This window comes from Rhizobium sp. 10PS4, assembly GCF_032464805.1.
GTDB classification, from domain to species: Bacteria; Pseudomonadota; Alphaproteobacteria; order Rhizobiales; family Rhizobiaceae; genus Rhizobium; species Rhizobium laguerreae.
In genome coordinates, this window is the sequence record NZ_JAWDIW010000009.1 from 41,023 (window position 1) to 67,608 (window position 26,586).

General features: G+C 59.6%; 28 protein-coding genes. 8 read left to right on the forward strand and 20 right to left on the reverse strand.

The annotated features are described in order from the left end of the window. Positions 1-66 precede the first annotated feature (66 nt). From RWJ89_RS18055 to RWJ89_RS18100, 10 genes are all read right to left on the reverse strand, one after another. Complete coding sequence (locus RWJ89_RS18055; protein WP_221999512.1) at positions 67-1,419, reverse strand: bifunctional folylpolyglutamate synthase/dihydrofolate synthase; 1,353 nt, start codon at positions 1,417-1,419, stop codon at positions 67-69. 27 nt (positions 1,420-1,446) lie between these two features. Continuing rightward, positions 1,447-2,352 carry an acetyl-CoA carboxylase, carboxyltransferase subunit beta gene (gene accD, locus RWJ89_RS18060; RefSeq protein WP_033182047.1) on the reverse strand — a complete coding sequence of 302 codons (906 nt, stop codon included), beginning with the start codon at positions 2,350-2,352 and terminating at the stop codon, positions 1,447-1,449. Positions 2,353-2,493: 141 nt separating this feature from the next. Then, a complete protein-coding gene (trpA, locus tag RWJ89_RS18065) occupies positions 2,494-3,333 on the reverse strand; it encodes a tryptophan synthase subunit alpha (protein WP_168284780.1) in 840 nt (279 codons plus the stop codon). Between the two features lie 3 nt (positions 3,334-3,336). Beyond that, positions 3,337-4,557 (reverse strand): tryptophan synthase subunit beta, encoded by a 1,221-nt coding sequence (gene trpB / locus RWJ89_RS18070; protein ID WP_020052236.1) that lies wholly within the window; start codon positions 4,555-4,557, stop codon positions 3,337-3,339. Between the two features lie 2 nt (positions 4,558-4,559). Next, a complete protein-coding gene (locus RWJ89_RS18075; protein ID WP_024322892.1) occupies positions 4,560-5,228 on the reverse strand; it encodes a phosphoribosylanthranilate isomerase in 669 nt (222 codons plus the stop codon). A 177-nt stretch (positions 5,229-5,405) separates the two neighbouring features. Beyond that, positions 5,406-6,164 carry a M48 family metallopeptidase gene (locus tag RWJ89_RS18080; RefSeq protein ID WP_168284782.1) on the reverse strand — a complete coding sequence of 253 codons (759 nt, stop codon included), beginning with the start codon at positions 6,162-6,164 and terminating at the stop codon, positions 5,406-5,408. Positions 6,165-6,271: 107 nt separating this feature from the next. Then, positions 6,272-6,706 (reverse strand): DUF2852 domain-containing protein, encoded by a 435-nt coding sequence (locus RWJ89_RS18085; RefSeq protein ID WP_316031212.1) that lies wholly within the window; start codon positions 6,704-6,706, stop codon positions 6,272-6,274. A gap of 145 nt (positions 6,707-6,851) precedes the next feature. After that, entirely contained in the window at positions 6,852-8,129 is a 1,278-nt protein-coding gene (locus tag RWJ89_RS18090; protein WP_131665075.1) for a polyhydroxyalkanoate depolymerase, read from the reverse strand. Positions 8,130-8,334: 205 nt separating this feature from the next. Next, positions 8,335-9,177, reverse strand: a complete 843-nt coding sequence (locus RWJ89_RS18095) for a fumarylacetoacetate hydrolase family protein (RefSeq protein ID WP_316031213.1) — start codon at positions 9,175-9,177, stop codon at positions 8,335-8,337. Positions 9,178-9,320: 143 nt separating this feature from the next. Next, a complete protein-coding gene (locus tag RWJ89_RS18100) occupies positions 9,321-10,280 on the reverse strand; it encodes a glutathione S-transferase family protein (protein ID WP_316031214.1) in 960 nt (319 codons plus the stop codon). 171 nt (positions 10,281-10,451) lie between these two features. Between RWJ89_RS18100 and RWJ89_RS18105 the strand changes: the two genes are divergently transcribed. Both RWJ89_RS18105 and RWJ89_RS18110 read left to right on the forward strand, forming a co-directional pair. Beyond that, positions 10,452-10,736, forward strand: coding sequence for a DUF2218 domain-containing protein (locus RWJ89_RS18105; RefSeq protein ID WP_131665078.1), 285 nt, complete (start codon positions 10,452-10,454; stop codon positions 10,734-10,736). Positions 10,737-10,782: 46 nt separating this feature from the next. Next, positions 10,783-11,382: a nitroreductase family protein gene (locus tag RWJ89_RS18110; protein WP_131665079.1), complete on the forward strand. Its 600-nt coding sequence runs from the start codon at positions 10,783-10,785 to the stop codon at positions 11,380-11,382. Between the two features lie 86 nt (positions 11,383-11,468). Here the strand turns inward: RWJ89_RS18110 and gyrB are convergent, their stop codons facing one another. From gyrB to RWJ89_RS18135, 5 genes are all read right to left on the reverse strand, one after another. Beyond that, positions 11,469-13,904: a DNA topoisomerase (ATP-hydrolyzing) subunit B gene (gene gyrB, locus RWJ89_RS18115; RefSeq protein WP_131665080.1), complete on the reverse strand. Its 2,436-nt coding sequence runs from the start codon at positions 13,902-13,904 to the stop codon at positions 11,469-11,471. Between the two features lie 135 nt (positions 13,905-14,039). Then, positions 14,040-14,417, reverse strand: a complete 378-nt coding sequence (locus RWJ89_RS18120) for a helix-turn-helix domain-containing protein (RefSeq protein WP_131665081.1) — start codon at positions 14,415-14,417, stop codon at positions 14,040-14,042. After that, positions 14,414-14,980, reverse strand: a complete 567-nt coding sequence (locus tag RWJ89_RS18125; protein ID WP_168284786.1) for a Smr/MutS family protein — start codon at positions 14,978-14,980, stop codon at positions 14,414-14,416. Before RWJ89_RS18125 ends, RWJ89_RS18120 begins: the two co-directional genes overlap by 4 nt. Continuing rightward, positions 14,980-16,098, reverse strand: coding sequence for a murein transglycosylase A (gene mltA / locus RWJ89_RS18130; protein WP_168284787.1), 1,119 nt, complete (start codon positions 16,096-16,098; stop codon positions 14,980-14,982). The genes RWJ89_RS18125 and mltA overlap by 1 nt, the downstream gene beginning before the upstream one ends. Continuing rightward, positions 16,091-16,786 (reverse strand): Tim44/TimA family putative adaptor protein, encoded by a 696-nt coding sequence (locus RWJ89_RS18135; protein WP_020052224.1) that lies wholly within the window; start codon positions 16,784-16,786, stop codon positions 16,091-16,093. The genes mltA and RWJ89_RS18135 overlap by 8 nt, the downstream gene beginning before the upstream one ends. 131 nt (positions 16,787-16,917) lie before the next feature. Between RWJ89_RS18135 and RWJ89_RS18140 the strand changes: the two genes are divergently transcribed. Next, positions 16,918-17,424, forward strand: a complete 507-nt coding sequence (locus RWJ89_RS18140) for an FxsA family protein (protein WP_032999562.1) — start codon at positions 16,918-16,920, stop codon at positions 17,422-17,424. Positions 17,425-17,525: 101 nt separating this feature from the next. After that, positions 17,526-18,008 (forward strand): protein-export chaperone SecB, encoded by a 483-nt coding sequence (gene secB / locus RWJ89_RS18145; RefSeq protein ID WP_003544086.1) that lies wholly within the window; start codon positions 17,526-17,528, stop codon positions 18,006-18,008. 83 nt (positions 18,009-18,091) lie between these two features. On the opposite strand, the gene dnaQ is transcribed toward secB, so the two are convergent. The 5 genes from dnaQ to RWJ89_RS18170 are packed head-to-tail and all read right to left on the reverse strand — an operon-like array spanning position 18,092 to position 21,719. Then, positions 18,092-18,811, reverse strand: a complete 720-nt coding sequence (dnaQ, locus tag RWJ89_RS18150) for a DNA polymerase III subunit epsilon (protein WP_131665084.1) — start codon at positions 18,809-18,811, stop codon at positions 18,092-18,094. After that, positions 18,804-19,415, reverse strand: coding sequence for a dephospho-CoA kinase (gene coaE / locus RWJ89_RS18155; protein WP_168284789.1), 612 nt, complete (start codon positions 19,413-19,415; stop codon positions 18,804-18,806). The genes dnaQ and coaE overlap by 8 nt, the downstream gene beginning before the upstream one ends. Then, entirely contained in the window at positions 19,415-20,272 is an 858-nt protein-coding gene (locus RWJ89_RS18160) for a shikimate dehydrogenase (protein ID WP_222009838.1), read from the reverse strand. Before RWJ89_RS18160 ends, coaE begins: the two co-directional genes overlap by 1 nt. Continuing rightward, complete coding sequence (locus RWJ89_RS18165; RefSeq protein WP_131665087.1) at positions 20,265-20,864, reverse strand: Maf-like protein; 600 nt, start codon at positions 20,862-20,864, stop codon at positions 20,265-20,267. Before RWJ89_RS18165 ends, RWJ89_RS18160 begins: the two co-directional genes overlap by 8 nt. A 33-nt stretch (positions 20,865-20,897) precedes the next feature. After that, entirely contained in the window at positions 20,898-21,719 is an 822-nt protein-coding gene (locus tag RWJ89_RS18170) for a pyruvate, water dikinase regulatory protein (protein WP_011649834.1), read from the reverse strand. Between the two features lie 401 nt (positions 21,720-22,120). Here RWJ89_RS18170 and hemE point away from each other — a divergent pair, with 401 nt between their 5' ends. The 4 genes from hemE (at position 22,121) to mnmE (ending at position 26,577) form a co-directional block, all read left to right on the forward strand. Beyond that, the gene (gene hemE / locus RWJ89_RS18175) at positions 22,121-23,152 is read left to right on the forward strand and encodes a uroporphyrinogen decarboxylase (protein WP_131665088.1); all 1,032 of its coding nucleotides are present in this window, start codon (positions 22,121-22,123) and stop codon (positions 23,150-23,152) included. 2 nt (positions 23,153-23,154) lie between these two features. After that, positions 23,155-23,691, forward strand: coding sequence for a protoporphyrinogen oxidase HemJ (gene hemJ / locus RWJ89_RS18180; RefSeq protein WP_168284792.1), 537 nt, complete (start codon positions 23,155-23,157; stop codon positions 23,689-23,691). Positions 23,692-23,888: 197 nt separating this feature from the next. Further along, positions 23,889-25,154, forward strand: a complete 1,266-nt coding sequence (rho, locus tag RWJ89_RS18185) for a transcription termination factor Rho (protein WP_020052216.1) — start codon at positions 23,889-23,891, stop codon at positions 25,152-25,154. Positions 25,155-25,257: 103 nt separating this feature from the next. Continuing rightward, positions 25,258-26,577, forward strand: a complete 1,320-nt coding sequence (gene mnmE, locus RWJ89_RS18190) for a tRNA uridine-5-carboxymethylaminomethyl(34) synthesis GTPase MnmE (RefSeq protein ID WP_316031215.1) — start codon at positions 25,258-25,260, stop codon at positions 26,575-26,577. Positions 26,578-26,586: the final 9 nt, after the last annotated feature.

The window sequence follows — 26,586 nt, forward strand, 5'->3', positions numbered from 1 at the left end:
CGACGAATTTATATCACATTGACGAAAAAGCCCGGCTCGACCGGGCTTTTTTTCATTTCGCAGCCTTCATTTTGGCGGCGTGCCGTTGTCGGCAAGCACGTCGCCGACAAGATAGAGAGAGCCGCCGACCAGGATGCGCGGCGGCAATGCCTCCGGGTCGGCGACGGCTTTTATCGCTTCCAGCGCATCGCCGACCGTCGACATCGGTTCGGCAACCAAGCCGGCATCATAAGCGGCATTCGACAATATCACCGGGTCGACCATCGCTTCGCTGCCGCGGATCGGCACGCAGAAAACCTTCTCGACCAAGCCGGCAAAGGCCTTGAAATAACCGACCGGATCCTTGGTGTTGATCATGCCGATAATCAGAAAAAGCGGCCGAGACTGGCGCTCCTCGAAAGTGGCCATGGCTTCGGCGATCACTTCGCCGGCACCGGGATTATGCCCGCCATCGATCCAGATCTCGGCGCCGGCGGGTGCATGCGGCAGCAGCCGGCCCTCGCTCAGGCGCTGCAGCCGGCCCGGCCATTCGACCGAACTCATCGCCTTTTCCATCATCGTCTCGGTGACGGTGAAACCCGCCGCCTTGACGGCACGAATGGCAGCGGCGGCATTGGCATATTGATGGCGGCCGGGAAGGCGCGGCAGCGGCAGGTCGGCAAGGCCGAACTCGTCCTGGTAGACGAGCCGGCCATATTCCTCATGCGCCATGAAATCCTGCCCGAAGACGGCGCTCGGGCAATGCAGCCGTTCGGCCGTCGACATCAGCACGTCGAGCGCTGCGTCATATTCCTGATGACCGATGACAACGGGAAATCCCGGTTTCATGATGCCGGCCTTTTCGGCCGCGATCAGCTCGACCCTGTCGCCGAGATAGGGCTGGTGATCCAGCGAAATCGGCATGATCACCGAGACGGCCGGATCGGAAATGACATTGGTGGCGTCGAACCGGCCGCCGAGACCGACTTCGATGATCGCGGCATCGGCCGGATGTTCGGAAAACAGGATGAAGGTGACTGCCGTCAGGATTTCGAAGACGGTGATCTGCTGTCCTGCATTGGCATCGGCCACGCGACGCACGGCCTCGGCAAAGACGGCGTCGTCGACAAGCTGTCCGCGTCCGCCCTTGACGCCGATGCGATAACGCTCGTGCCAATTGACGAGATGCGGTGAGGTGTGGACGTGAGCGCTGTAGCCGCCGGCTTCGAGCAGGGCGCGGCAGAAGGCGGTGACCGACCCCTTGCCATTGGTGCCGGCGACATGAATCACCGGCGGCAGTTTCCTGTGCGGATTGCCGAGTTGATCGAGAAGACGGGTGATGCGATCGAGAGACAGATCAAAGCCCTTGGGATGCAATCCCATGAGCTTGTCGATCTCCTGCGCTGCCTCACTCACCGCGGTTTGGCCTCTGGGTATCAATTCGGCACCCCGCCTGCTTGTCAGTTATCAGGCGCTCGCCGCCAGAGCGATGGCGCCGCCATTCATGTCGTTCGCCGCCGAAACCGGCTTCTTCGTCAGAATCTTCAAGAGGCGCGCCAGCGTTTCCGGAATATCGTGGCGCTTGACGACCATATCGACCATACCATGCTCCAGCAGGTATTCGGCGGTCTGGAAGCCTTCGGGCAGTTTTTCACGCAACGTCTGCTCGATCACGCGCTTGCCGGCAAAGCCGATTTCGGCGCCGGGCTCGGCCAGATGAATATCGCCAAGCATGGCATAGGAGGCCGTGACGCCACCCGTCGTCGGGTTGGTCAGCACGACGATATAGGGCTGGCCGGATTCTTTCAGCATGTCGACGGCAACCGTCGTGCGCGGCAGCTGCATCAGCGACAGGATGCCTTCCTGCATGCGCGCGCCGCCGGAAGCGGGGAACATCACCAGCGGGCACTTTTCAGACGTCGCGCGCTCGAAAGCCTTGACGATCGCCTCGCCGGCGGCCATGCCGAGCGAACCGCCGATAAAGTTGAATTCGTGCACAACGGCCACGAGTTTCAGTCCCTGCACCTTTCCGACACCGGCGAGGATCGTATCCTCCTGTTCGGTCTTCAGGCGGCTGTCGCGCAGGCGATCGCTATATTTCTTCGAATCGCGGAACTTCAGCGGGTCCTGCGCGACCTTCGGCTGCGGCAGCGATTCGAACTCGCCATTATCGAAAAGATCGGCCAGCCGGGCCTTGGCCGGCATCTTCATGTGATAACCCGACGCCGGAATGACCCATTTGTTGCCTTCCAGGTCCTTGTGGAAGACCATCTCGCCCGTTTCCGGGCACTTGATCCAGAGGTTCTCCGGCACTTCGCGACGGCCCAGCATGGAATTGATCCGCGGGCGAACGTAGTTGGTGATCCAGTTCAACTCGAATACTCCTGATAGTCTAAAGCGCGTAGCGATCTTTCAGATGCGCTGCCACGCTTTAGGTCCTAGTTTCCCGCATGTCGTTGCCGCAAAACCGCTGCACACTTTTGCGCGACATGCTTTATTGCCAATGTGGGCAAACTATTCGGCAGCAACAAGGCGCGCCGAACGTGTTCCCGTGGAAAGGCCGCGCACCAGCGTGGCAACCGCCTGAACGGTGTCCGCCGTTGCCTTTCCGTCATGCGTCAAGCTGGTCGCAACCTGATTGACGATCGCGGTGCCGACGACGACGCCGTCGGCCGAACTGCCGATGACCTTTGCATGTTCCGCCGTCTTGACGCCGAAGCCGACGCAGACGGGCAGCTTGGTATGCTGCTTGATGCGCTCGACCGCGCCCGAAACCAGCGACGGATCGGGCAGCGCCGAACCGGTGATGCCATTCATCGAGACGTAGTAGACGAAGCCGGAGGTGTTCTTCAGGACCTTCGGCAGGCGCTTCTCATCGGTCGTCGGCGTCGCAAGGCGGATGAAATTGATGCCTTTGCGGATCGCCGGAATGCAGAGCTCGTCATCCATCTCGGGCGGCAGGTCGACGACGATCAGGCCGTCGATGCCGGCGGCGAGCGCGTCGTCGAGGAATTTCTCGACGCCATAAATATAGATCGGGTTGTAGTAACCCATCATCACGATCGGCGTCGCATCATTGGTCTTGCGGAAATCGGCCGCCAGCTGCAGCGTCTTCTTCAGCGTCTGGCCGCCTTTCAGCGCCCGTTGGCCGGCCAGCTGGATCGCCGGGCCGTCGGCCATCGGATCGGAAAAGGGCATCCCGAGCTCGATGATGTCGGAGCCTGCCTCCGGCAGCGCCTTCATGATGCCGAGCGAGGTGTCGTAATCGGGATCGCCGCCCATGAAATAGGTCACAAGCGCCGGACGGCCCTCGGCCTTCAGCTCGGCAAAGCGTTTGTCCATGCGTGCGGTCATGTCTTACAGTCCCATTCCCAGAATCTTGCCGACGGTGAAGATATCCTTGTCGCCGCGGCCGGAGAGGTTCATCAGGATGATCTCGTCCTTGCCCATCGTCGGTGCGCGTTTGATCACCTCGGCAATCGCGTGCGAGGGCTCGAGCGCCGGGATGATGCCTTCGAGGCGGGTCAAGGTCTGGAAAGCCTCGAGCGCTTCGTGATCCATGATCGGCACATAGTCGACGCGGCCGGTATCGTTCAGCCAGGAATGTTCGGGGCCGATGCCAGGATAATCGAGACCGGCCGAAATCGAATGGCCTTCCTTGATCTGACCGTCGCCATCCTGCAGCAGATAGGTGCGGTTGCCGTGCAGCACGCCCGGCGAACCGGCAGTGATCGAGGCGCAATGTTCGTCGCCCTGCAGACCCTTGCCGCCGGCTTCGACGCCGACCATCTTGACAGAGGGATCATCCAGGAAAGGATGGAAAATGCCGATGGCGTTCGAGCCGCCGCCGACGGCAGCGATGACCAGATCCGGAAGACGGCCTTCGGCTGCCAGCATCTGCTCTTTCGCTTCGATGCCGATCACCGACTGGAAATCACGGACCATCTCCGGATAGGGATGCGGACCGGCTGCCGTTCCGATCAGGTAATAGGTATCCTCGACATTGGTGACCCAGTCGCGAAGTGCCTCGTTCATGGCGTCCTTCAGCGTGCCGCTGCCCGCCGTGACCGGCTTGACTTCCGCGCCGAGCAGCTTCATGCGGAAAACATTCGGCGCCTGACGCTCGACGTCGGTGGCGCCCATATAGACGACGCAGGGAAGGCCAAAGCGGGCGGCAACGGTTGCGGAGGCGACGCCGTGCTGACCGGCACCGGTTTCGGCGATGATGCGGGTCTTGCCCATGCGCTTGGCGAGCAGGATCTGGCCGATGCAGTTGTTGATCTTGTGCGAGCCGGTGTGGTTCAGCTCTTCGCGCTTGAAATAGATCTTGGCGCCGCCGAGTTCGGCCGTCAGCCGCTCGGCGAAATAGAGCGGGCTCGGGCGGCCGATATAATGCGCGCCGAGATGCTTCAATTCGGCCTGGAACGCCGGATCGTTCTTTGCCCTGTTCCACTCGTCCTGCAGATCAAGGATCAACGGCATCAATGTTTCGGCCACGAAACGACCGCCATAGATGCCGAAACGGCCATCTTCATCGGGGCCGGAACGGAAGGAATTCGGTTTAGGCGTCTCGTTCACTCTCAACTCCCTGAGGCCATCATCGGCGCATTCGCCTTTTCGACCGCGTCAAAAAATTCATCGATCTTCGCGACGCTCTTCACGCCAGGCGCAGTTTCGACTCCCGAGGAGACGTCGATACCCGGTGCCTTGGTGATGAAAAGCGCCTCGGCGACATTGTCCTTGTTCAGCCCGCCGGAAAGCATGTAATCGACGCTGCCGTCAAGCCAGCTGAGAAGGCTCCAATCGAAGGAAATACCGTTGCCGCCAGGCAGTTCCGAACCCTTCGGCGCTTTGGCGTCGAAGAGGAAACGGTCGGCGATGCCGATATAGGCCTCGACGCGCTTCAGGTCGTCTGCCGTGCGGACCGAAAAGACCTTCATCACAGGCAGACCATAGAGCGCCTTTATGGTCAGCACATGTTCAGGGCTCTCGTTACCATGAAGCTGGAGCATATCCGGCTTCAACAACGATACGATCTCGTCGAGTTCGTCATTGGTCGGATCGACGACGACGGCGACGATCTTCGCCTTGCCGCGCGCAGGTTCGGCCAGTTTTGCCGCCAGGTCCGGCTCGATATAGCGCGGGCTCTTTTCGAAGAAGATAAAACCGATATGGGTCGCGCCGCGTTTCAGCGCACGATCGACAGCCTCAGGCGTCTTCAAACCACAGATCTTGATATCCGGTCTCATGGCAGCGAAGTGACACGAAATGCGGAAAGAGTCGAGCCAATTTGCGACGAACACTGAATTTAGCGCGGCTCTCGGCTAGAGCGCCGCGCATCCAAAGGACGCGCTAAGGACGCTCTATCACTTTAAATCTGCGCATAATGCTTTCCGAAAAATCGATTCCGATTTCGGGGTTACGCGCTAGTCGAAATCGATGGCATGCAACTGGCTGCCATGCCGCTTGAGCCAGGATTTCGCCTCGTCCATACCGGGGCAAAGTTTGCCACAGAGGGCCCAGAAGTGCGGGCCGTGATTCATTTCCTTGAGGTGGGCTACCTCATGGGCGGCGAGATAATCGATCACCGACGGCGGCGCCATGACGATACGCCAGGAAAAGCTCAGATTTCCCTCCGACGAACAGGAGCCCCAGCGGCTACGGGTATCCTTCATCGAGATCGAACGGATCGGCGCCCGGATCGTTGCGGCATGCATCGTCGCCAGTCTTGCGAGATCGGCGCGCGCCTCCTTCTTGAGAAAGGCCGCAATGCGCCGTCCGACATGTTCCGGCATGCCGCTGACGCGCAGCACCGGGATGCCGCCTGTGGAAACCACCTCCGTCAGCCCGCGCAAGCTGCCGCTATGCTGGATGCGGTGAGAAACGCCGCGAAGGAGGATCTCGCCGCCATCACGCAGGCCGGTATCGGTCGAAAACTTAGCAAGCTTGGTGAGGAGCCAGCCCTGGTGACGATCGAGGAAGGCATTGACCTCACGCGCCGCAAGGCCTTTCGGCACCGTCATCTTCAAGGCGCGACCGCCCGGTTCGATGCGCAGCGTGATGCGTGTCGCCCGGTCATGCTGCTTGATCGTCAGCGGCATGAGCCGGCCGGCGACATCGAGCGTCCGCATTTCGGGCGGAGCCGGCTTTCGCGCCTTCGACCTTGTTTTCAGAAGCGAGAACATGCGTGTTTTCTATACGATTCGCCGGCAAATCTAAATGATCGCCGGAAGGGCAGACATGGAAAAACCGGCATCGAGAGATGCCGGTCATCATTTCATCGTTCAGGCGTTTACGGCGTCTGATATTCAGCGACCGGGCCGTTGTCATCGCGCTTGGCGTTCCTGCGGTCGCGCATGAAGCGATCGAACTCTTCCTGATCCTTGGCGCGGCGGAGTTCGCGAAGATAGGAGTCGAATTCCTCGCGCATTTCGTCAAGCTTGCGGCGCTCTTCCTCGATGCGGTCGAGTTCGGCCTTGCGCCAGTCGTCAAAGGCGACGTTGCCGGTCGAAAAATGCGGGCGGTGACGGCCATGCGGGCGGTGGCAGGAGGCAAAGAAGCCATCGGTCGCCTGGTTGACGTCACGCTTGAAGCCGCGCAGACGGTCGCCGAAGATGATGTAGGCAAGCATGGCAAGACCCAGAGGCCAGAAAACCATGAAGCCGAGAATCATCAGGGCAATGGTAGCCGGAGTCCAATCCGGTCGAAGCAATGCTGACTGGTTCATCGTGCGGGTATCCCTCGCTTTCCGCGCCCGGCAGAATACCGAACGCTGAAATCGATGTGGTTACCACAATAACCGCCTTCAAGACGATTGCCCACGAAATCGGACAAGGCCTTGAATCCGTTTTGCTAATTCAGCTGTCCCTGATTCAGCCCGTCCGGCCGCCCTTGATGACACGCGGGATGGGAGGCTTGACGGCGGAACGGGAATGCTGGCGGACGAAATCGATGATGCGCGGCGCGATCTCGCGGCGGAAACGCGAGCCGTTGAAAACACCATAATGGCCGACATCCGGCTGAAGATAATGCATGCGCATATCTTCGGGAATGTTCACGCAGATGGTCTGCGCCGCCTCCGTCTGGCCGACCCCTGAGATATCGTCATTCTCACCTTCGACGGTCAGCAGCGCCACGTTGCGAATGGCCGCCGGATCGACGCGTTTGCCGCGATGCATCAGTTCGCCCTTCGGCAGCGAATGCTTGATGAAGACCTCCTCCACCGTCTGCAGATAAAATTCGGCGGTCAGATCCATGACGGCGAGATATTCGTCGTAGAAATCGCGATGTCTTTCCGGCTCGCCGTCGTTCTTCACGAGATGCATGAAGAATTCCTTGTGCGCGACGAGATGGCGATCAAGATTCATCGACATGAAGCCCGAAAGCTGCAGGAATCCTGGATAGACCGGGCGCATGAAGCCCGGCTGCGGCCAGGGCACGTTCATGATGACATTGTCGGAGAACCACTGCAGCGACCGCTCCTGGGCGAGCTTGTTGACCGCCGTCGGATTGATGCGTGTGTCGATCGGGCCGCCCATCAGCGTCATCGACGCCGGCGAAAGCGGATCCCTGGCTTGTTCCATCACGGCAGCGGCTGCCAGCACCGGAACGGAAGGCTGACAGACGGCGATGACATGCGTGTCCTGACCGAGGAAATGCAGCATCTCGATAACGTAGTCGACGTAATCGTCGAAATCGAACGTGCCTTCTGTCATCGGCACCATGCGGGCGTCGATCCAGTCGGTGATGTAGATATCGGCACTCGGCAGCAGCGCCTCGACCGTGCCGCGCAGCAGCGTGGCATAGTGGCCGGACATCGGCGCGACGATCAGGATGCGTGGATCATTGCCGCGGGCGGCTGGAATACTGCGGGCGAAATGCAGAAGATTGCAGAAGGGTCGCGACCAGACGACCTCTTCGCGGACGGACACCGTCTTGTCACCGATCGTCGTCTGCTTCAGTCCGAATTCCGGTTTCCCGTAGCGGCGCGTCGTGCGTTCGAACATTTCGAGACTTGCCGCCATCGTCCGGCCGAATGGCGTATGGGAGAACGGGTTCAGCGGATTGGCATAGGCAAATCGCATGATATCGGCCGCGGCGCGAAACGGCGCCATGGCGGCATGGTTCAATTCATAAAGCTGATAAAACATTGGAAGGCGCCACCTTTCTCTATCGAAAAGATGACACCGATTGAGAGGCATCGACTCTTTTCGTAACGCGGGCACGTAACGCAGACTAACAGGTTTTTGTTGCACAGCAACATTGACGCACCAGACCCGCACAAGAAATGCCGGAGAATTGATCCCCGGCATCATAATCGACCTGAAAACTTAAGTTTCTCAACAGGAAGCGTCGTTAACGATCCGCTACGAAGGTCTGTTTCTGCGTGCCGAGACCTTCGATTCCGAGTTCGACCACGTCGCCGTTCTTGAGATAGCGCGGTGGCTTGAGGCCCATGCCGACGCCCGGAGGCGTACCGGTCGAGATCACGTCGCCGGGACGCAGCGACATGAACTGGCTGAGGTAGGAGACGAGGAAAGCAACGCCGTAAACCATCGTCTTCGATGAACCGTTCTGCATCTTCTGACCGTTGACCGTCAGCCACATGCCGAGGTTTTGCGGCTCGGCAATTTCATCCTTGGTCACGAGCCAGGGGCCGATCGGGCCAAACGTGTCGCAGGATTTGCCCTTGGTCCACTGACCGGAACGCTCGGTCTGGAAAGCGCGCTCGGAAACGTCGTTGGAAACGCAATAACCGGCGACATAATCCAGCGCTTCGGCTTCCGTCACATATTTGGCGGTTTTGCCGATGACGACGCCGAGTTCGACTTCCCAATCGGTCTTTTCCGAACCGCGGGGGATGACGACATCGTCGTTCGGTCCGACGATTGCGGATGTTGCCTTCATGAAGATGATCGGCTCGGGCGGCACGGTCGCACCTGTTTCGGCAGCATGATCCGAATAATTCAAGCCGATGCAGATGAATTTGCCAGTGCCCGCGACGCAGGCGCCAATGCGGCCGGGTGCGATTTCCGGAAGGCTCTTCGGATCGATGGCCGCAATCTTTGCAAGGCCTGCCGGTCCGATCGCTTCACCGCCGATATCGGCGACATGACCGGAGAGATCGCGGATCTTGCCATCGGCATCGAGAAGTGCTGGTTTTTCACCGCCTGCTTCGCCAACACGCATCAGCTTCATGGAATTCCTCCTCATCGAAAACGGATTTGCAGCCACCTATGAACGAATTATTCATCGGTGTCATTACGGCTTTCCCAGGAAGCGGTACGGCTTTGCCGCGATTCGGATGATTTTCTGCCGAAAACCGCCGGTACCTGCCGGCATCATGCTCTAAAAATTTCCGCCAGATCGGGGCCGGAGGGAATGATCTTCGTCGGATTGAGGCTTTCGATCGAATAGTAGCCGCGCTTGATATGATCGAGATTCACCGTTTCACCGATGCCCGGCCAATCCAGCATTCGGCGGCAGAAGGCGCGCAGATTGGCATAGTCGGAAAGCCGGCGCAGATTGCATTTGAAGATGCCGTGATAGGCGACGTCGAAGCGCACCAGCGTTACAAAAAGCCGGATATCGCTCTCGGTGGGATGATCGGCGAAGAGAAAAGACCGGCCCTCGAACTGCTGCTCGACCCAGTCGAGGCAGGCAAAGACATCGGCAAAGGCTTCTTCGTAGGCGATCTGCGTGGTGGCGAAACCGGCGCGGTAGACACCGTTGTTGAGGGCAGGATAGATGCGATCGTTGAAAGCATCGATCTCGGTGCGCCTCTCCGCCGGGTAAAGATCGATCGGATTTTTTGCCAGACCGCCGAAGCCGCTGTTCAGCATACGCAGAATATCGGCGGATTCATTGTTGACGATGGTCTTTTTCTGTTTGTCCCAGAGAACCGGCACGGTGGCCCGGCCGGTGAAATCCGGTGCTGCCCTGGTATAGATTTCATGCATATAGGTTACGCCGTTGACGTGATCCTGCGTCGCGCCGGGATAATCACCGAAGCGCCAGCCCTGCTTGCCCAGCAGCGGCTCGACGACCGAGATCGAGATGATATCTTCCAGGCCCTTGAGCTTGCGGCCGATCAGGGTGCGCGAGGCCCAGGGGCAGATATAGGCGACATAGAGATGGTAACGGCCGGCGCTGGCGGCAAAGCCGGCTTCGCCGGTCGGCGCGGCGCTGCCACCCGGGGTCACCCAATTGCGGAAACTCGAGGTCTGGCGGATAAAGCCGCCCTTTTCGTCCTTTGCCTGAACGGGCTGCCAGTCTTCCGTCCATTTTCCGTTCACCAGCATGCGCAACTCCCCGATCGATTGACGAAATGGTTCATTATCCTGCTTCGACGCCGGCGTGATGCCGCGTTTATGAAGACAGTCTGTACACCCAAACTGCGACGATGCTGCGCTTGCCAAGCCCGGTGAAGCAGGAAATATGTCTCTGCTATACAAAATGACGTGGAGTTCGAAATGCATCTCTCGAAGGCCGTCGTGCCGACCGAACATGCAAGCCGCTACCTGCAGCAGCTCTGCAAACACTGGAGCCACAAGTTCAGCGTCGATTTTGATCCTCTGAGGGGCCGGGTGCCGTTCAGCGATACGGCCGAGGTGACGTTTGCGGCCGACGATGCGACGCTGACCATGACACTTTCCGTCGCCGATCCCTCGCAACAGGAAAGGATGCAGCACGTCATCGACGATCATCTGAAGCGCTTTGCCTTCCGCGAAGAACTCGACATCGTCTGGACGGACTAAGCCCAGCCCCCGATCCAAATTTTCTGCCCCGAACCCTGGAACAAGCATGACGAAGAGCAATCACCGCGAATCCGACTATCCGATCAATCCGATGTTTCTCGACCGCTGGTCGCCGCGCGCCTTCACCGGCGAAATCATCGAGGAGGCGCAGCTGCTCGGTCTGCTCGACGCTGCCCATTGGGCGCCGTCCTCAGCCAACCACCAGCCATGGCGCTTCATTTATGCGCTCAAGGGTTCAGGGCATTGGGAGAAATTCGTCGCATTGCTCGTCGACGCCAACCAGGAATGGGCCAGGAATGCGTCGGCGCTGATCTTCGTCGTGTCGCGTGCCTTCACCGGGGCTGCCGGCTCAGCTGAGGAAAAGCCGAGCTACACCCATTCCTTCGATGCCGGTGCGGCATGGGGGCATCTGGCGATCCAGGCGCGCCTCTCCGACCTTTACGCCCATGGCATGGGCGGCATCAAGCATGAAGAGATCAGGCAGGCTTTCGCCATTCCCGAGGGATACCGGGTCGAAGCAGGCGTCGCCATCGGCCGCCTGGCCGACAAGAGCGTTCTTTCCGAACGCAATCAGGCGCGCGAATTCCCCAGCCAGCGCAAGCCGCTCTCCGAGGTCGCCTTCAACGGGCGCTTCGTCGCGAATTGAGCGAAGCCAAAGGCCAAGCAGATATCGGGCAAACGAAAGCCCCGCCATCCTAAAGATAGCGGGGCCATTTATTTCGGAAATATCAATTAGATATCGAGATTTGCGACGCTTAGCGCATTGTCCTGGATGAATTCGCGCCGCGGCTCGACTTCGTCCCCCATCAGGCGGGCGAAGAGACCATCGGCGTCGGTGGCGTCGTTGACCCTGACCTGCAGCAGCGAGCGCACGTTCGGATCGAGCGTCGTTTCCCAGAGCTGCTCGGCATTCATCTCGCCAAGACCCTTGTAGCGCTGCATGGTGAGGCCTTTGCGGCCGCTTGCGAAGATTGCATCGAGCAGGGCGCGCGGGCCGGAGATTTCGACGTCGCCTTCGCGGCGATGCAGCGATGGCGGCGTCTGATAGATTTCCTTGAGGCGTGCCGTCAGCTGGTCGATGTGACGGGCATCCGAGGAACCGATCAGCGCCATGTCGAGCACAACGAGTTCCTTGACGCCGCGGACCATGCGCTCGAGGCGCAGGCCGCCATCGGTTGTCAGATCGCCCCGCCAGCCGCGCTCGGTTTCCTCGGCGATGATATCGAGGCGTCCAGCCACTTCGTTTGCCAGCGCCAGCGCCCTCCCCGGGTCGCTGGCGAGCTCGGCATTGAGCGCGCCGGCAATCGCCGCTTGTTCGACGGCGGAACGATTGTAGCGCGAATGGAGATTGTCGAGCAGCGCGCGCATACGCAGGGCATCGAGGATGACCTCGCGCAGATCCTGGCCGGTGCGAACCTCGCCGCTACCGAGCCTCAGCGAAGCATCTTCCAGGCCTTGGCTGATGAGATATTCTTCGAGCGCCTTCTCATCCTTCAGATACTGCACCGACTTGCCGCGCGAGACCTTATAGAGCGGCGGCTGGGCGATATAGAGATGACCGCGCTCGATCAGTTGCGGCATCTGGCGGAAGAAGAAAGTGAGCAGCAGGGTGCGAATATGGGCGCCGTCGACGTCAGCGTCCGTCATGATGATGATCTTGTGGTAGCGCAGCTTTTCGACATTGAACTCGTCCTTGCCGATGCCGGTACCGAGCGCGGTGATCAATGTGCCGATTTCCTGGCTCGACAGCATCTTGTCGAAACGGGCGCGTTCGACGTTCAGGATCTTGCCGCGCAGCGGCAGGATCGCTTGGTTCTCGCGCGAGCGGCCCTGTTTGGCCGAACCGCCGGCAGAATCGCCCTCGACGAGGAAGACTTCGGATTTTGTCGGATCACGCTCGGAGCAGTCGGCGAGCTTGCCCGGCAGCGAAGCGATATCGAGGGCGCCCTTGCGGCGGGTCAACTCGCGGGCCTTGCGGGCCGCTTCGCGTGCGGCGGCTGCCTCGACGACCTTGCCGACGAGGATTTTGGCTTCGCTCGGATGTTCTTCAAACCAGGTGTTCAGCGCCTCGTTGACGAGACTTTCGACAACAGGCCGGACTTCCGAGGAAACCAGCTTATCCTTGGTCTGCGACGAGAATTTCGGATCCGGCACCTTGACCGACAGAACCGCGGTCAGGCCTTCGCGGCAATCTTCACCCTGCAGCGTCACCTTTTCCCTTTTGGTGATGCCGGAACTGTCGGCATAGGAAACGACCTGGCGCGTCAGCGCCGCGCGGAAGCCGGCCATATGCGTGCCGCCATCGCGCTGAGGGATGTTGTTGGTGAAGCACAGCACGTTCTCGTGATAGCTGTCGTTCCACCACATCGCGACTTCGACGGTGATGCCGTCCTTTTCGCCGTGGATGGCAACCGGCTTGTCGACGAGCGACTTCTTGGCGCGGTCGAGATAGGCGACGAAAGCCTCGAGGCCACCGTCATAACGCAGTTCTTCCTGCTTGATATCGGAGTGGCGCTTGTCGGTCAGCAGGATGCGGACGCCTGAATTCAGGAAGGCGAGCTCGCGAAGACGATGCTCCAGCGTGCCGTAGTCGAACTCCGTCATGGTGAAGGTGCCGGTGCTCGGCATGAAGCTCACTTCCGTGCCGGTTTCATTCGGCGCGTCGCCCGTAACCTTCAGCGGAGCATCGGCCACGCCATGGGTGAAGCTCATTTCATGGATCTTGTCGTGACGGCGGATCTTCAGCTTCAGCCAGACGGACAGCGCGTTGACGACGGAGACGCCGACGCCGTGCAGGCCGCCGGAAACCTTGTAGGAATTCTGGTCGAACTTACCGCCGGCATGGAGCTGCGTCATGATGACTTCGGCAGCCGACACGCCTTCGCCGGTGTGAATGTCCGTCGGGATGCCGCGACCATTGTCGGTGACGGTGACCGAACCATCCGGATTGAGAGTGACGGTGACGATGTCGGCATGGCCGGCAAGCGCTTCGTCGATCGCGTTGTCGACGACTTCATAGACCATGTGATGAAGGCCGGAGCCATCGTCGGTGTCGCCGATATACATGCCGGGGCGTTTGCGCACGGCATCGAGGCCCTTCAGAACCTTGATGGAATCTGCGCCATATTCGGTGCTTACGCCGTTTTCCGTCGCGGATGTATCGCTCATTCTGTCGAGATTTTCCCTGTTGTCGTAAAGCTGCGGCGCGCCTTGCGAATCACCGGCTTTCTTCACTCTTGTATATAGGTTTTTTGAACCCACTTCCCAATGGCAAGCCCCTAAAACAAGGCATAAAACAGGGGATTATGACGCTTTTCCGTCGCCTTTACCGCCATTTTCGAGAAGAGCCGATAGCCGGCCTATCTCAGCGCTGTCAAGGCTGCGGATTCGCCGGGCCAGCCGGTTGGCAAAATCGGTATATTCGGGGGGCAGGCCGGAGGTGTCGATCACGACGCGCGGGTCCGAAGAACGGGCGAGCAGAAACAGTTCCTCGGCCTCATCCCAGATGATGTTGAAATAACCGGCGATGCGCTGCAGCAGATCGAATGTCGGCAGCCCACGCTTTCCATGTTCGAGCGCCGAGAGATAGGCAGGGGAGACATTCAGTGCCTCCGCCATCTCCTTCTGCGAGACGCCCTTGCGCGCCCGCAGCCTGCGAACCGCCTCTCCGAAGGGTGTCATGGCCTTTCCCCATGCCGCCGCGACAGGCGAATGTAGAGCGCGCCCTCACCGCCATGATGCTGTGCGGCCGGTTCATAGGAGGAGATCAGGTAGCGGAATTCCGGCTTCGAGAACCAAAGAGGCACAGCCCGCTTCAGCGCGCCGTCGCTGCCCATGGAGCTGCCCTTGCCAGTAATGACCAGCACATGGCGCATGCCGCGCTCATGGGCGCGGATCAGGAAATCGAGAAGGATGGCATGGGCCTGGCTCTGCACTAGCCCGTGCAGGTCGATCCGCGCTTCGAGCGCCAGCCGGCCCTTGGCGATCTTCCGCTTGACCGGCTTTTCCAGCGGATGATGCACCCCGGCCGATGGTTTCGCCATTGACGGTGCTGCCGGCTGCGGCGGCGTGGGTGTGGCGGGCGTCTGCTTTTCCTGTTCCCGTTCGGCCGCCGCCTCGGCTTCGGCAAGAAAAGCATCGAGTTCGGTCAACGCCCCCGCCTTGCCGGGCATCGGCCGGGTGCTGCGGGCGACCTTGCCCCAGAGGATCCTCTCGTCGGTGTTGAGCTTGCGATCCCTGGCCATCAGTCGAATCGTCCAGCGGCGGCATTGGGAATGAGGATGACGAAATCGGCCTCGTTGCGGACGGTGCCGGCACTTTCCCCGGCCATATCCCCAGAACCGGTAAAGATATCACCCCGCGCCGGCCCGACGATCGCCGAACCGGTATCGAGCGCCAGCATCAGCCGGCGGAACGGCCGGCCCTGGTCGAGATGGGTGAGGCTTTCGGCGCGAATGAAAAAGGGAAAGCCGAAGGTATGGATCATCCGGTCGACCGCAAGCGCGCGCCCGGCGAGAAGCGGAACCTTGGCGGCGGCGATCGGACCTGCCTGCGGATCGGCAACCGGCGCTTCACGGAAGAAAATATAAGAGCGGTTATGCCATAACACTTCATCGACGTGCTCGGGATTGCGCCCCAGCCAGGCACGGATCGCCTGCATCGAAATCTCCGCCCGATCGATCTCGCCGCGCTCGATCAGCAGCTTGCCGATCGCCGAGAAAGCGTGGCCGGCCTTCGCCGCATAGGTGATGCGGCCGATACGACCATCCTCATAACGCAGGCGGGCAGCGCCTTGCACATGCACGAAGAAGACATCGACCTTCGACTTCGCCCAGGCGATTTCGAGGCCGCGGCCCTCGATAAATCCCTGATCGATGGCGCGGCGGTCCGGATAGGCAGTGACGTGGCCCTCATGCAGACGGCCGAAAGCATAGGCCTTGTCGAGTTCGGCGGGGCGATTGGCGTCGTCGAGATCGATCAGATCGTCCGGACGCCGGTAGAAGGGAAAACGGAAAATTTCGTCCGGCCGCTCCGACACGTCGATATCAGGTTCGTAGAAGGCGGTGACGAAGCCGGCATTGCCGTCCTTGCGGCGAATCAGAAAGGGCCGACAGTGCGTCTCGAAAAAAGCGCGTGCCGATGCCGGAGATGACGGGATGAAATCTCCGGCGGCGGCGAGAAGCGGAAGCAGGTCTTCCGAGCTCAGGCCCAGCGATCCGGTGCGGTACGGTTTGACATCGGTGATCTGCCGCTGGCAGCTTCGCATGACTTCAAAAAGGCCGGAGGGATCATCATCCTTCCAGCCTTCCAGAGTGTCGAAGCTTATTGCCTGCAGGACGAAGTCCGATGCGTGGTCACTCATGTTCCGATTCGGTCGCCACGAGTTTCCAGTTCGGATCGCGCGAGCGGGTGTCGCGGGCAAAGGTCCAGAGGTCGTTGACCTCGGCGACGTTTTCGGCGTCGCCTTCGATCAGCACATCCGCCTTGTCGTAGGTGGCCGATATCAGCTGGCTGACGATGCGCACGGAGATCTGCGCTTCGCTGCCCTTTGTTTCCGCATGGGTGATTTCGGCCTTGTCGATGCCGACGAAAGTGGACTTCACCTTCTCGCCCCGGGCTTCACGCTCGCCGATCGCCGCATCGAAGCCGTCATAGACTTCGCGAGACAGCAAGTTCTTCAGCGTTTTCCGGTCGCCATCCGCATAGGCCATGACGATCATCTCATAAGCCATGCGGGCGCCGTTCAGAAACTCCTTCGGGCTGAAGGCGGGATCGGCCTTGTTCAGCGCACGCAGCGATTCGTTGAGCGGCGTTCCGGGCGCCGCGAAAGCATCGATGGCGGCGAAGCGATCCTCATCCTCCGTCGTCGCATCGCGCCGCGGCAGCGTCACGACCTTGCCGGCTTCGGCCGGAGCCGCATCCCGCGGCGTATAGAGGTCGCGCGGCGGCTTCTCATTTCCTGTACGGCGCCCGAGCACGGAGCGGAGCTGAAAGAAAATCAGCACAGCCGCCACCAGGAAAAATAATGTGATGAAGTCGTTCGAACTCATATCGTATCGCAGCCGCCGTTAACATCTCTGATTTGTACTCCCATATAGTCTGCCTATACAGATGATTCAAATGATGGCTGGCATCTTCGCCGGCGCAAAGAGGAGACCGGCGAGCCCGGGACATGACCGACATGCGTTTTTCGATACTGCCAGCCTTCATTCTGCTGCTGCCGTTCGCCGAAATTGCCGGTTTCGTCGTCGTCGGCCAGGCTATCGGATTGTGGCTGACGCTTGTTCTGGTCATGCTGGGTTTCGTTGTCGGCGTGGTTCTGCTGCGCCGGCAGGGAATCGGTATTTTGCGCCGCATGTCGAGCGAAGGACGAAATGGGGTGATGCCGGGCCGCGACCTGCTGCGGCCGGCGATGAACGTCATCGCCTCGCTGCTCCTGATCATTCCCGGCTTCCTCACGGATATCATCGCGATCCTCATTCTCATTCCGCCGGTGCGTGATCTCGTCTGGCGGGCGATCGCCAAACGCTTCGTCGTCGTCAATGCCAAGGGCGGCTCTTCCTCCGGTCCGCAACCCGATTTCCGCGACCGCAAGCCGAACTCGAAGGTAGTCGATCTCGACGAGGAGGACTATCATAGGGAGCCGGATCGCAACTCGCCTTGGTCCGGCAAGCATCTCGGCGACTGAGGCACTGCGGCTGATCAACCGCGCCAAGCGCCCAGGGTTGTAAGCCCTTCCCTGAAATGTTAGATGGCGGCACCATTCCCATGCCCCTCGAGGAAAAGCCAATGGCAGACGATAACAACAGCAACGGTGCGGCCAACCCCACCCTTTCGATCCTTGCGCAATATACCAAGGATCTGTCCTTCGAAAATCCCGGTGCGCCGCGTTCGCTGCAGGCCCGCGACAAGGCGCCGACGATCAACATCAATGTGAACGTCAATGCCAACCCGCTTTCCGATACGGATTTCGATGTCGTGCTGTCGCTGAATGCCGAAGCCAAGGACGGCGACAAGACGGTTTTCCATGCCGAACTCACCTATGGCGGCGTTTTCCGCGTTGCCGGTTTCCCGCAGGAACACATGCTGCCGGTTCTGTTCATCGAGTGCCCGCGCATGCTTTTCCCCTTCGCCCGTCAGATCATCGCCGACGTCACCCGCAACGGCGGTTTCCCGCCGCTGATGATCGACCCAATCGACTTCACGCAGATGTTCGCTCAGCGCGTTGCCGAAGAACAGGCCCGCGCCAAGGTTCAGGCCGTCCCGAACTGACCGGCTCTTTCTTGTCTGAAATGCGGATGCCCGGGCTGGTCCCGGGCATCTTCAATTGAGGACCGGTTCATTTGAGGACCGGTTTAATCGAGGTTGGCGTATTTCGCCCAGACGCTTTTTTCACCGAGCTTGGCGACGAGCGCCTCATGCGCCTGCTCCTCGGTTTGGCTGAGGCGCGGGGCGAGCGGCCGGGGCCTCTCGAGCACGGCAATCACCACGTCGTCTTCCATCCCCGTGTCACCGCGCACTGCCTGGTTGGATTTGCCGACCATGCCGAGACCGAGGGCTGCCTGCCTGCCGCCGATCATCTCGATATAGACTTCGGCAAGCAGTTCAGAGTCGAGCAGCGCGCCGTGTTTGGTGCGGTGCGAATTATCGATGCCGTAGCGCCGGCAAAGCGCATCGAGCGAATTTGGTCCCATCGGGTGTTTGCGCCGCGCCATTGACAGCGTGTCGAGCACCCGTTCCGGCAGGATTGGCGGCAAACCGATCCGCGCGAATTCCGCGTTGATGAAGCCCATATCGAAGGTGGCGTTGTGGGCAATCCACTTCGCATCGCCGAAGAAGGTAAGGATTTGTTCGGCAATGTCGGCGAAAGGCTGCTTGTCCTTCAGGAATTCATCGGTGATGCCGTGCACGGCGAGCGCATCCGGATGAACCTTCTGATCTCCAGGATTGATGAAAATATGGATCGTGTTGCCCGTGGGGAAATGATTGAAGAGCTCGATGCCGCCGATTTCGATGATGCGGTCGGCGCGGTTGTCGAGGCCGGTTGTTTCCGTATCGAAGATGATCTCACGCATTCCGGAAATCTCCCTTGGCAATCCGCGTTTTCAGGTCGGCGACGATCTCAAGCACTCGTTCCCTCGTCGTCGCGATACTGTGACTGGTATCGACCAGATAATCGGCCCGGCGCCGTTTTTCCGTGTCCGGCGTCTGGCGTGAGAGAATCATCTCGAATTTTTCCTCGGTCATGCCTTCGCGCGCAAGCACCCTTTGGCGCTGAATCTGTGGATCAGTGCTGACGACGACGATGACATCCACTCTTGCCTCGGCGCCAGTTTCGAAAAGTAATGGAATATCGAGCAATACCATGTCGGCGCCGGCGGCGCGTTGCCGTTCCAGAAATTCCGTCTCGCGTTTGCGAACCAGCGGATGGACAATCGCTTCCAGGCGTTTGAAGCCGGCAGGATCAACAGCGAGCTGGCGGCCGAGTTCATGTCGGTCGACGGCTCCATCTTTCATCGTGCCGGGGAAGGCAGCATTCACCAGGGGTGCAGCCTCGCCGGCATAGAGATCGTGGACCACGGCATCCGAATCATTCGCCGGGATTCCGGCATCGGCGAAGAGCCTTGCCGCTGTCGATTTTCCCATTCCGATGGAGCCGGTAAGGCCGATCTTCAGCATCAGTGTGCTTCCATATCCGCGATGATCAGCGCGCGCAGCGGCGCATCGACGACGGGACGCTGGCCGAACCATTTCTCGAATCCGGGCACGGCCTGGTGCAAGAGCATGCCGAGACCGTCGACGATGGGAAATCCTTGCTCTTCCGCCTGCTCCAGGATCGGGGTCTTCAAGGGGACATAAACGATATCGGTGACGACGGCATTGGCTGCAAGAGGCGAGAAATCGAGTTGCGGCGCTGGCTCGCCGTCCATGCCGAGCGAGGTTGTGTTGATGAAGAGGCCGGCGCCGCTCATGACTTCGGCAAGCGCCCCGATCGGGTGGGCCCGAACACGCGGGCCAAAACGATCCGCGAGTTCACGCGCGCGTTCGACGGTGCGGTTGACGACGTGGATCTCCTTGAAACCGCGATCACGGACCGCCTGGATGATCGCCCGGCTGGCGCCGCCGGCGCCAAAGACGACGGCCGTGCCATGCCGGTCCCAGCCCGGATGGCGTTCATCAAGATTGGCGATGAAGCCGCGACCGTCGGTATTCGTCGCATGCAGAGCGCCGTCCTCCAGCCAGAGCGTGTTCGCGGCGCCGAGCTCTTGCGATAGCGCGTCCGGTTTGTCGGCGAGCCGGAACGCCAACTCCTTGTGAGGAATGGTGACATTGCCCCCGGTAAAGCCGGAACTGCCATCCTTCAACGAGTGAATGAAATCGGCAAAGGCCCCGGGCGCCACTTCATGAGCGCGATAACTGCCCGGCAGGCCAAGCGTCTTCAGCCAGTATCCGTGGATCAGTGGCGAGCGCGAATGCTTGATGGGAAAGCCCGTGACAAACGCTTTCGGCCCAAATGTTTCACGTGAATCACCCATCGATCGCTCCGAGTTCTCGCAATTTTTTTAAGAGCGGCAGCATCGGCAGGCCGAGAATGGTGAAATAATCACCCTCGATCTTTTCGAAGAGCTGGATGCCCTCCCCCTCCAATTGATAGGCGCCGACGCTGGAAAGCGCCCGTTCGCCAACCCGCGCCAGATGTCTGGCGATGAACTCCCCCGTCAGCGGCCGCATCGTCAGTTCGGTATGGGCGAGATGTTCCCACAAGACCACGCCATCGCTGACGATGGCGACGGCGCTGTTCAATCGGTGAGTTACGCCGGAAAGTGCCTGAAGATGGCTAGCCGCGTCGGCCAGGTCCTTCGGCTTATGGAAGACGCTGTCGCCGAGCGACATCGTCTGATCCGAACCGATGACCAGGCTATCCGGAAAACGGCGGCTGACTTCCTCAGCCTTGGCTCTTGCCAGGACGAGGGCCACGGCATCAGGCTTAGCGCCGGCTTTTTCCAGCGGCGCTTCGATGGCCCGTTCATCGATCCTTGCGGCATGCGCCTCGAAGGGCAGACCGGCATTTTCCATCAGCATCCGGCGAAAGGGGCTCTGCGATGCAAGGATGAGTTTCGGCGTCATGGGTTCCTCGGCGTGCCGGCTTTTCGTCAGCGCTTAGCGCAGCTTCGGCCGCAGGGCAACGATTGCCGCGGCTGTTTCCTCGATTGAGCGCCGGGTGACGTCGATCAGCGGCCAGTTGTGACGGGCGCAAAGGGAGCGGGCATATTTCAGCTCCTCGGAAATTGCGGCGCGATCGGTGTAGTGTTCGCGATCGAAGCCCTGCGTCACCCCGAGCACACGATTTTCTCGCACCTGGGAAATACGGTCGGTGGTGGCGATCAGGCAGACGATGAGCGGTTTACTCGCGACGAAGAGGCTCTCCGGCAATGGCACGCCATAGACGATTGGAATGTTCGCCGTCTTGATGCCTCGGTTGGCGAGGTAGATGCTGGTCGGTGTTTTCGACGTACGGCTGATGCCGATGATCACGACATCGGCATCGTTGTAATCGTCGGGCATCTGGCCGTCATCGTGATCCATGGTGAAATTCAGCGCTTCGATGCGCGCGAAGTAGCCGGCATTCATCACATGCTGGGCCCCGACACGGCGGCGAGACGGGGCGCCGAGATAGATCTGGAAGGCATTCATCACCGGCTCGAGCACATTCACCGAGGCGACACCCATCTCGATGCAGCGTTCATCGATCAGGCTCGCAAGCTCCCGGTCGACAATAGTGTAGAGCACGATGCCGGGGGCGTCATCGATCGCCTGTAGAACCGGCAGCAGCTGCTTGCGATTGCGGATCAGCGGATAGACATGTTCGATCGGCTGCGCCGATCTGAACTGCGCCGACGCGGCGCGCCCGGCGGAGATCAGAGTCTCTCCTGTTGAGTCAGAAATCAGATGCAGATGAAAGAAGTTCGTTCTGTTCTCCACGCTATTTTCCGCTGCCTGTTGAAAAGACTGGATGAAACAGAGCTACGGCGGCGAGGCAGTCTCGGGCAAGGGAAAACATGCTTCCTTATCCACATTTCGGATTTTGCGGATCAGTTTCGATTGGCCCTGTGGACGATGGGGAAGAGATCTATTTCCTGAAAGCTCGTCCACAGCCTATCCACAGCTATGAGAAAAATCGCCGAGCTGGAAGGATCTGGAATCACTTTCAGATTCGGCTTCTCCCCGAAATTCGGAGGAGATCGGCAAATCCTTCCGATGGTCTTTTGCACGCGCGCGATAAATGGCATCGGCGGTGGATGGATTTTAATCCTTGATAGTCACCGACTCTAAGAAATAGAAACCTTTTAAAAGATCTTTGTTTTTTTATAGGGAAGAAGCGCTTGAGCGATACGCGGCGAAAGATCATGAGGGTTTTGAGTGGCGAAAGCCTCTCCCCTCCTCCTCTCTGGCTGATGAGACAGGCAGGACGTTATCTTCCGGAATATCGGGAGACACGGGCAAAGGCAGGGAGTTTTCTCGATCTCTGCTACACGCCTGAGCACGCCGTCGAAGTGACATTGCAGCCGATCCGCCGCTATGGCTTCGATGCGGCCATTCTGTTTTCCGATATCCTGGTCATTCCAGACGCAATGAAGCGAAATGTCCGGTTCACCGAGGGCCATGGCCCGGAGATGGATCCGATCGATGAAGCCGGGATCGGCAGTTTGAACGGCGAAGAGGTTGTCGATTATCTCAGGCCGGTTCTGGAAACGGTACGGCGGCTGCGTGAAGAGCTGCCAGCGGAGACGACGCTGCTCGGTTTCTGCGGCGCGCCATGGACGGTTGCCACCTACATGATTGCCGGTCACGGCACGCCGGATCAGGCCCCTGCCCGTCTCTTCGCCTACAAGCATGCCCGCGCTTTCGAGCATCTGCTGATGCTGCTTGCCGACGTATCGGCCGATTATCTCGTCGCCCAGATCGATGCCGGCGCCGATGCCGTGCAGATCTTCGATTCCTGGGCAGGTGTTCTCGGCGAGAAGGAGTTCGAGGCGTTCGCGATCAAGCCGGTTGCGCGGATGATCGCTTCCGTCAAATCACAACGGCCGCATGCTCGCATCATCGCCTTTGCCAAGGGCGCCGGCTATCAGCTCAAGACCTATCGCCAGAAGACGGGTGCTGATGCGATCGGCCTCGACTGGTCGGTTCCGCTGGCCTTTGCAGCCGAACTTCAAAAGGATGGACCGGTTCAGGGCAACCTTGATCCGATGCGCGTCGTTGCCGGCGGCCGGGCGCTGGAGGAAGGCATCGATGATATTCTGCAGCATCTCGGCAATGGTCCGCTGATCTTCAATCTCGGTCACGGCATTACACCGCAGGCCGACCCAGAGCATGTGCGTCTGCTGGTGGATCGCGTGCGAGGCGGGGCGTGACGATGGAAAAGCAGACCGATCGGAGATCCGGCGCCTACGCCCGGCGCCGGGCTCATTTTGCGCTGGCCTTCTTTGCGCTGATGGCGGTCGGGCTTTTTGCCTGGAACCCCGATAATCTCTATCTCTGGATCAAGGCGCTGCATATCATTGCAGTCATTTCCTGGATGGCAGGACTGTTCTACATGCCGCGGCTTTTCATCTATCACACCGATGCGGAGCCCGGCTCGGTGCAATCGGAAACTTTCAAGGTGATGGAGCGTCGGCTGCTTCGAATCATCATGACGCCGGCGATGATGCTGACGTGGATTTTTGGCCTCTATCTCGCCTGGTCGGTTTATGGATTCCAGGGCGGCTGGCTGCATGCCAAGATCGGTCTCGTCGTACTGCTGACCGGTGTTCATATGTTCTTCAGCCGCGCCGTCAGGGCCTTCGATCGGGATGAAAACCGCCGCTCGGCGCGCTATTGGCGGTTCATGAACGAAGCCCCGACGGTGCTGATGATCCTGATCGTCATCCTCGTCGTGGTGAAACCTTTCTGAGGAAAATCGTCCTCAGGTTAAATTTGCTTCATTTTAACCAGCCCTCTTGCGGCAGCGATTGCGAGTCGCTATTTTCCGCGCACCTCATCTACGTGGCATGTGTGTAGAGTTCAGTCGTCTGCGAGCCCTTTCGCGGTACCGAATACGACCCAACATCGCCTTTCCCCTTTGAAATTGAAAAGAGTATTGGTCACTTCATGGCTGAAATGAAGCTTCAGGAACTTAAGAGTAAATCCCCGACGGATCTGCTGGCATTTGCCGAATCGCTCGAGGTCGAGAATGCAAGCACGATGCGCAAGCAGGAGCTGATGTTTGCGATCCTCAAGATGCTTGCCAGCCAGGATGTCGAAATCATCGGCGAAGGCGTCGTCGAAGTGCTGCAGGACGGTTTCGGCTTCCTGCGGTCGCCCAATGCGAACTACCTGCCGGGCCCGGACGATATTTATATCTCCCCGTCGCAGATCCGCCGTTTCTCGCTGAAAACCGGTGATACGGTCGAAGGCCCCATCCGTGGGCCGAAGGAAGGCGAGCGCTATTTCGCGCTGCTCAAGGTCAACACCATCAATTTCGACGATCCGGAAAAGATCCGTCACAAGGTTCATTTCGACAATCTGACGCCGCTCTATCCGAATGAGCGCTTCAAGATGGAACTGGATATTCCCACCACCAAGGATCTGTCGCCACGTGTGATCGACCTGGTGGCACCGCTCGGCAAGGGCCAGCGTGGATTGATCGTCGCGCCGCCGCGTACCGGTAAAACCGTGTTGTTGCAGAACATCGCGCATTCGATCACCGCCAACCATCCGGAGTGCTATCTGATCGTCCTGCTGATCGATGAACGCCCCGAAGAAGTGACCGACATGCAGCGTTCGGTTCGCGGCGAGGTAATCTCCTCGACCTTCGACGAACCGGCGGTGCGTCACGTGCAGGTGGCCGAGATGGTCATCGAGAAGGCCAAGCGCCTTGTCGAACACGGACGCGACGTTGTTATTCTGCTCGATTCGATCACGCGCTTGGGCCGTGCCTATAACACGGTCGTTCCCTCGTCAGGCAAGGTCCTGACCGGCGGTGTGGACGCCAACGCTCTGCAGCGGCCGAAGCGGTTCTTCGGCGCGGCGCGTAACATCGAGGAAGGCGGCTCTTTGACGATCATCGCGACGGCGCTGATCGATACCGGCAGCCGCATGGACGAAGTCATCTTCGAAGAATTCAAGGGCACCGGCAACTCGGAAATCGTCCTCGACCGCAAGGTCGCCGACAAGCGTATCTTCCCGGCAATGGACATCCTGAAGTCCGGTACGCGCAAGGAGGACCTTCTGGTCCCACGTCAGGATCTGCAGAAGATCTTCGTGCTCCGCCGTATCCTGGCGCCGATGGGCACGACCGATGCGGTCGAATTCCTGATCGACAAGCTCAAGCAGACGAAGAATAATTCCGACTTCTTCGAATCGATGAACACATAATCCTTAGCCGGATTCACCCCTTGAAGCTGGCGGCATCTTGCGATGCCGCCAGCTTTTCTATTTGAGAGGATCGATTTCGATTCCAACTGATGAACCAGGCGATATGGCCATGTTGAATGATACGATATATGCACTATCGAGCGGCGCCCTGCCTTCGGGTGTTTCAGTCGTTCGAATCAGCGGCCCGCTGACCAGAGACATATTGGTGAAGCTCGTCGGATCCGTTCCGGCAGCCCGGTCTGCGTCTTACCGAACGATTCGGACTCGTAACAATCAGCCGATCGATAGCGGCCTGGTGCTGTTTTTTCCTGCTCCGAATTCGTTTACCGGCGAGGATGTTGCCGAGCTGCAGATCCACGGCAGCAGAGCCGTGCTGGCGGCGCTGTTTCACACCCTTGGCGATATTCCGGGTGTTCGGATGGCGGTCGAGGGTGAGTTCTCCCGCCGGGCCTTCGAAAACGGCAAGCTTGATCTCGTCGAGGTGGAGGGGCTGGCCGATCTCATTGGCGCCGAGACCGAAATGCAAAGACGCCTTGCGGTCGAACATAGCGCAGGCGGGCTTTCCGCAATTTACGATTCGTGGGCGGAACGATTAACGCGCGCCCGCGCGCTGATCGAGGCGGAACTTGATTTCCCCGACGAGGATGACGTTCCAGGGTCGGTATCGGATGCAGTCTGGGCCGATATGGCGAAGCTTCGCAGCGATATCGGGGATCACCTGGCAGCAGCTTCGGCCGGCGAGATTATCCGAGACGGCTTCAAAGTGGTCATCGCCGGTGCTCCGAATGCTGGAAAATCGAGCCTGTTGAACGCTTTGGCGCGTCGAGACGTCGCAATCGTGACGGAGATTGCCGGAACCACCCGCGACGTCCTGCAGGTTGATCTCGACATTGATGGTTACCTGATCAAGCTCTATGACACTGCCGGTCTTCGCGAGGCGGACGACAGAGTCGAAATAGAAGGTGTGCGGCGCGCGCGCGTAGCACTCCGTGATGCCGATCTTGTCCTGTTGCTGGTCGACATGACGAATCCTCTGATTCCCGACGACTTGGAGCAGTCCTCTCCGCATGTTACTGTCGGGACAAAGAAGGATCTGACCGAAATCGCTTCGGGTCGGTATGATTTGCAGATTTCGACGGCGACGGGTGACGGTCTATCGGAATTACGGCGGTTGATCGGCGACATCGTCGAGAGACGTTTTGCCGGCCTGTCTATGGCAATTCCCAGCCGGCTGCGGCATAAGGATTCGCTCGCGAAATGCTTGGCGGCGCTTGATGCGGCCATATCGCAGCCGGATGTGAATCTAGAACTGCGGACCGAGCAGTTGCGAATTGCCGCTGAGTATCTGGGCAGAATTACCGGTCGAGTGAATGTCGAACAATTGCTCGGCGTAATCTTCTCCGAATTTTGTATTGGCAAATGATTCACGTGA

Bases quoted from the DNA above. Each gene is read 5' to 3' on its own strand.
- trpA (WP_168284780.1), bottom strand. From the start codon at position 3,333: ATGACCGCACGCATGGACAAACGCTTTGCCGAGCTGAAGGCCGAGGGC.
- RWJ89_RS18075 (WP_024322892.1), bottom strand. From the start codon at position 5,228: ATGAGACCGGATATCAAGATCTGTGGTTTGAAGACGCCTGAGGCTGTC.
- RWJ89_RS18080 (WP_168284782.1), bottom strand. From the start codon at position 6,164: ATGTTCTCGCTTCTGAAAACAAGGTCGAAGGCGCGAAAGCCGGCTCCG.
- RWJ89_RS18085 (WP_316031212.1), bottom strand. From the start codon at position 6,706: ATGAACCAGTCAGCATTGCTTCGACCGGATTGGACTCCGGCTACCATT.
- RWJ89_RS18090 (WP_131665075.1), bottom strand. From the start codon at position 8,129: ATGTTTTATCAGCTTTATGAATTGAACCATGCCGCCATGGCGCCGTTT.
- RWJ89_RS18095 (WP_316031213.1), bottom strand. From the start codon at position 9,177: ATGAAGCTGATGCGTGTTGGCGAAGCAGGCGGTGAAAAACCAGCACTT.
- RWJ89_RS18100 (WP_316031214.1), bottom strand. From the start codon at position 10,280: ATGCTGGTGAACGGAAAATGGACGGAAGACTGGCAGCCCGTTCAGGCA.
- RWJ89_RS18105 (WP_131665078.1), top strand. From the start codon at position 10,452: ATGCATCTCTCGAAGGCCGTCGTGCCGACCGAACATGCAAGCCGCTAC.
- RWJ89_RS18110 (WP_131665079.1), top strand. From the start codon at position 10,783: ATGACGAAGAGCAATCACCGCGAATCCGACTATCCGATCAATCCGATG.
- gyrB (WP_131665080.1), bottom strand. From the start codon at position 13,904: ATGAGCGATACATCCGCGACGGAAAACGGCGTAAGCACCGAATATGGC.
- RWJ89_RS18120 (WP_131665081.1), bottom strand. From the start codon at position 14,417: ATGACACCCTTCGGAGAGGCGGTTCGCAGGCTGCGGGCGCGCAAGGGC.
- RWJ89_RS18125 (WP_168284786.1), bottom strand. From the start codon at position 14,980: ATGGCCAGGGATCGCAAGCTCAACACCGACGAGAGGATCCTCTGGGGC.
- mltA (WP_168284787.1), bottom strand. From the start codon at position 16,098: ATGAGTGACCACGCATCGGACTTCGTCCTGCAGGCAATAAGCTTCGAC.
- RWJ89_RS18135 (WP_020052224.1), bottom strand. From the start codon at position 16,786: ATGAGTTCGAACGACTTCATCACATTATTTTTCCTGGTGGCGGCTGTG.
- RWJ89_RS18140 (WP_032999562.1), top strand. From the start codon at position 16,918: ATGCGTTTTTCGATACTGCCAGCCTTCATTCTGCTGCTGCCGTTCGCC.
- secB (WP_003544086.1), top strand. From the start codon at position 17,526: ATGGCAGACGATAACAACAGCAACGGTGCGGCCAACCCCACCCTTTCG.
- dnaQ (WP_131665084.1), bottom strand. From the start codon at position 18,811: ATGCGTGAGATCATCTTCGATACGGAAACAACCGGCCTCGACAACCGC.
- coaE (WP_168284789.1), bottom strand. From the start codon at position 19,415: ATGCTGAAGATCGGCCTTACCGGCTCCATCGGAATGGGAAAATCGACA.
- RWJ89_RS18160 (WP_222009838.1), bottom strand. From the start codon at position 20,272: ATGGGTGATTCACGTGAAACATTTGGGCCGAAAGCGTTTGTCACGGGC.
- RWJ89_RS18165 (WP_131665087.1), bottom strand. From the start codon at position 20,864: ATGACGCCGAAACTCATCCTTGCATCGCAGAGCCCCTTTCGCCGGATG.
- hemJ (WP_168284792.1), top strand. From the start codon at position 23,155: ATGGAAAAGCAGACCGATCGGAGATCCGGCGCCTACGCCCGGCGCCGG.
- rho (WP_020052216.1), top strand. From the start codon at position 23,889: ATGGCTGAAATGAAGCTTCAGGAACTTAAGAGTAAATCCCCGACGGAT.
- mnmE (WP_316031215.1), top strand. From the start codon at position 25,258: ATGGCCATGTTGAATGATACGATATATGCACTATCGAGCGGCGCCCTG.